The sequence below is a fragment of the Dietzia cercidiphylli genome, from assembly GCF_014145145.1.
GTDB classification, from domain to species: Bacteria; Actinomycetota; Actinomycetes; order Mycobacteriales; family Mycobacteriaceae; genus Dietzia; species Dietzia natronolimnaea.
On sequence record NZ_JAALEA010000420.1, the window covers coordinates 1 to 3408 of the forward strand.

Annotated in this window: 4 protein-coding genes; 3 read left to right on the plus strand and 1 reads right to left on the minus strand. The window is 71.9% G+C overall.

Annotated features, from left to right (window positions below):
• Window positions 1-83: 83 nt before the first annotated feature.
• The 3 genes from nadA (at window position 84) to G6028_RS14395 (ending at window position 2658) form a co-directional block, all read left to right on the plus strand.
• Window positions 84-1169: a quinolinate synthase NadA gene (gene nadA, locus G6028_RS14385; RefSeq protein WP_187700272.1), complete on the plus strand. Its 1086-nt coding sequence runs from the start codon at window positions 84-86 to the stop codon at window positions 1167-1169.
• Window positions 1170-1180: 11 nt separating this feature from the next.
• Complete coding sequence (nadC, locus tag G6028_RS14390) at window positions 1181-2068, plus strand: carboxylating nicotinate-nucleotide diphosphorylase (RefSeq protein ID WP_422110540.1); 888 nt, start codon at window positions 1181-1183, stop codon at window positions 2066-2068.
• 65 nt (window positions 2069-2133) lie between these two features.
• Entirely contained in the window at window positions 2134-2658 is a 525-nt protein-coding gene (locus G6028_RS14395; protein WP_182616728.1) for a hypothetical protein, read from the plus strand.
• Window positions 2659-2667: 9 nt separating this feature from the next.
• Here G6028_RS14395 and G6028_RS14400 read toward each other — a convergent pair whose 3' ends face one another.
• Window positions 2668-3198 carry a hypothetical protein gene (locus G6028_RS14400; protein WP_182659281.1) on the minus strand — a complete coding sequence of 177 codons (531 nt, stop codon included), beginning with the start codon at window positions 3196-3198 and terminating at the stop codon, window positions 2668-2670.
• Window positions 3199-3408 lie beyond the last annotated feature (210 nt).

A 3408-nucleotide genomic window follows, 5' to 3' on the forward strand; every position in this document is an offset into this window, starting at 1 on the left:
CACTGCATCATGTTTTCGATTGTAAGTCGAAAACAGGGCCGGTGGCGTATCGGCCCACAGAACCGACCCGGGAGGGGGCAGCGATGAGCACTGCCACAGGACACGGCACCACGGTCGCGCCACGGCCCGACACCACCGTCGGACGGCTCGACTCGCCGCTCGCCACGAGGATCCGCCACGACGGCGCGGTGTACACGGGCGTCGAACCCGACGCGGAGTGGGCCGCCGAGATCCGCCGCCTCGCCGGCGAGCGTGACGCGGTGATCCTCGCCCACAACTACGAGGTCCCCGCCATCCAGGACATCGCCCACCACGTGGGGGACTCCCTGGCCCTGTCGCGCATCGCCGCGGAGGCCGAGCAGTCGACCATCATCTTCTGCGGCGTCCACTTCATGGCGGAGACCGCCAAGATCCTCTCGCCGGACAAGACCGTCCTCATCCCCGACGAGGCGGCGGGCTGTTCGCTGGCCGACTCCATCACCGCCGAGCAGTTGGCGGAGTGGAAGTCCGAGCACCCCGATGCCGTGGTGGTCTCCTACGTCAACACCACCGCCGCGGTGAAGGCCCTCACGGACATCTGCTGCACCAGCTCCAACGCGGTCGAGGTGGTCGAGTCGATCGACCCGGACCGCGAGGTGCTGTTCCTGCCCGACCAGTTCCTCGGCGCGCACGTCCGGCGCAAGACCGGCCGCGACAACGTGCTCGTGTGGGCGGGCGAGTGCCACGTCCACGCCGCGATCAACGGTGACCAGCTCACCGCCAAGTCGCAGGCCCACCCGGGCGCCGAGCTGTTCGTCCACCCCGAGTGCGGCTGCGCCACGAGCGCGCTGCACCTCGCCACCGAGGGTGCCGTGCCGGCCGACCAGGTCAAGATCCTGTCCACCGGCGGGATGGTCGACGCCGCCCGCTCCTCGGGTGCCCGCGAGGTCCTGGTGGCCACCGAGATCGGGATGATCCACCAGCTGCGCAAGGCGGCTCCGGAGATCGACTTCCTCCCGGTCAACGACCAGGCCAGCTGCCCCTACATGAAGATGATCACCCCGGCCGCGCTGCTGCGCGCGCTCGTCGAGGGCGCCGACGAGGTGCACGTCGATCCCGCAACGGCCGAGGCCGCGCGCGGGTCCGTCGAGCGGATGATCGCCATCGGCAACCCGGGATCCGGGGAGTGACCGGCGCGGGCGTGGGTTCGCCGGTATCCGGGGGAGACGACGACGAGCTCTTCGACCCCGACACCCGTGCCGACGCCCTGATCGCGATCAGGCGCGCCCTCGAGGAGGACCTGCGTTACGGCCCGGACGCCACCTCGCTGGCCACCGTGCCCGCGGACTCCCGTGCCACCGCACGACTCGCGACCCGATCCGACGGGGTGGTGGCCGGGTTGCCGCTGATCGGGATGGTCCTGACCGAGGTGCTCGGCGACGACTACTCGGTCACGCTCCGGGCGGGGGACGGTGACCGCGTCTCGGCCGGCGACGTGGTGGCCGAGATCACCGCTCCGACGCGCGGGCTGCTCACCGCCGAGCGGACACTGCTCAACCTCGTGTGCCACCTCTCGGGGGTGGCCACCGCGACCCGGGCATGGGCCGACGAGCTCAGTGGCACCGGCTGCGCCGTGCGCGACACCCGCAAGACCATGCCCGGCATGCGCCTGCTGCAGAAGTACGCCGTCCGCTGCGGCGGCGGGGTCAACCACCGACTCGGCCTCGGGGACGCCGTCCTGGTCAAGGACAACCACGTGGTGGCCGCCGGTGGGGTGGTTCCGGCGCTGGCCGCCGTGCGCGAGCACTTCCCGGACCTGCCCTGCGAGGTCGAGGTGGACTCCCTGGAGCAGCTCGACCAGATGCTCGACGCAGGCGTGGACCTGGTCCTGCTGGACAACTTCCCCGTCTGGCAGACGCAGATGGCCGTGCAGCGTCGGAACGCGATCTCGCCCCGGACCCGGCTGGAGTCCAGTGGCGGCCTCGGTCTGGACGTCGCCGCCGACTACGCGCGCTGTGGTGTCGACTTCCTCGCCGTCGGCGGGCTCACCCACTCGGTTGCGGTCCTCGACCTCGGCCTGGATATGTGAGGTCCACCGCACCCGGCCGTTCGGGTGAGGTGTGGGTCGCCGGAACCCGCGTAAAGTTTGATGACATGACGGGCTTCTGGGACACGAGCGAGAAGAGCACTCCGGCGGAACGCCGACAGCAGCGGATGGCGGAGGCGCGCCGACGCGTGGAGTCCGGGGAGAACACCTCACCGCCGCCTCCGCGGCCCGCCCCCGGCAAGCCCGCCCGGAGTCGCTCGGCGCGCTCGCCCAGGGCGGCCACCGTGGACCCGCTCTCCGTCACCGGGGCGCAGTTCGCCGTCTGGCGTAGCGTCCAGCACTTCTGCGCCACCGACTCGCTCCCGGACGCCCGCGGGGCCGATCTGGACCTGCTGGTCGCCTGGTCGGACTCCATCCAGCCGTTCCGCCTGCGCCAGCGGATAGTGGCACGCCTGGACTCCCAGGGCGCGTGGCTGCCGGTCTGCTACGCCAAGGACGGCGCCCGCGAGGCGATCACCCAGGCGCAGGCCGACCGTTACCGCGAGGCCAGGCTCGGCGAGTCCACACTCTCCGGTGGCGCGCAGAAGTCCCTCCGGGAGACCGACCACCCGGAGACCACGACCTCGCTCTGAGCAGGGCCGTCAGCGAGCGGCCAGTGCGAACCGCCGGCCCCGCGGTCGCGGGCCGGTGCTGAGGACCAACTCGTCGGCACCGGACTCACGGCCGGCCGGGCCCGTGGTCTCCTTGACGGCGGTGACCTCGTCGTCGTCGTGGAGGTCGTCGTCGGCGGTGCCGTCCCCGGTCGGGTCGTCGGTCAGGTTGACCGCCTCGGCGTCGCCGGGTTGCTCGTCCACCGCGACGATCGCCCCCTCCCGCTCGAGATCGATGATCGCGGTGCGGGCCGCCCGGGCGTACCGCAGGTGTCGCATCGCGGGGGTGTCCGTATCGGGGTCGGAGGGGTCCACGTCGCCCAGTCTCAGCGGCTCGCCCGAGGGGGCCTCGTAGGCCTCGCAGACCGATTCGACGATCTCGTCCACCCCCAGACTGTCCCACTCCCCGAGTTTGTCCACGACGATCATGCGGGCGCGTTCCAGCGCGTCGGGCCCGGGGTCGGTGGCGGCGTCGATGGCGGAACGGATCTTCTCGGAACGGATCTTGTCAGTCGAACTCATGACCCGAGCCTGCCAGTCCCGGCGCCGGGATGCAGCCGGTCGCGCGGGCGCGCCCGGTGTGCGCCCGGTGTGCTCTGACGGACGCGCCGCTAGGACGAGAGCTCGGCCATGACTCGGGGGACCTCCGACAGCAGCTCCCGGGCGAGGAAGCCGGTGGGCCCGACCCGCACCGCGAGCCGCTCACCGGCCCGGCCGTGGGCGAAGGTGGCC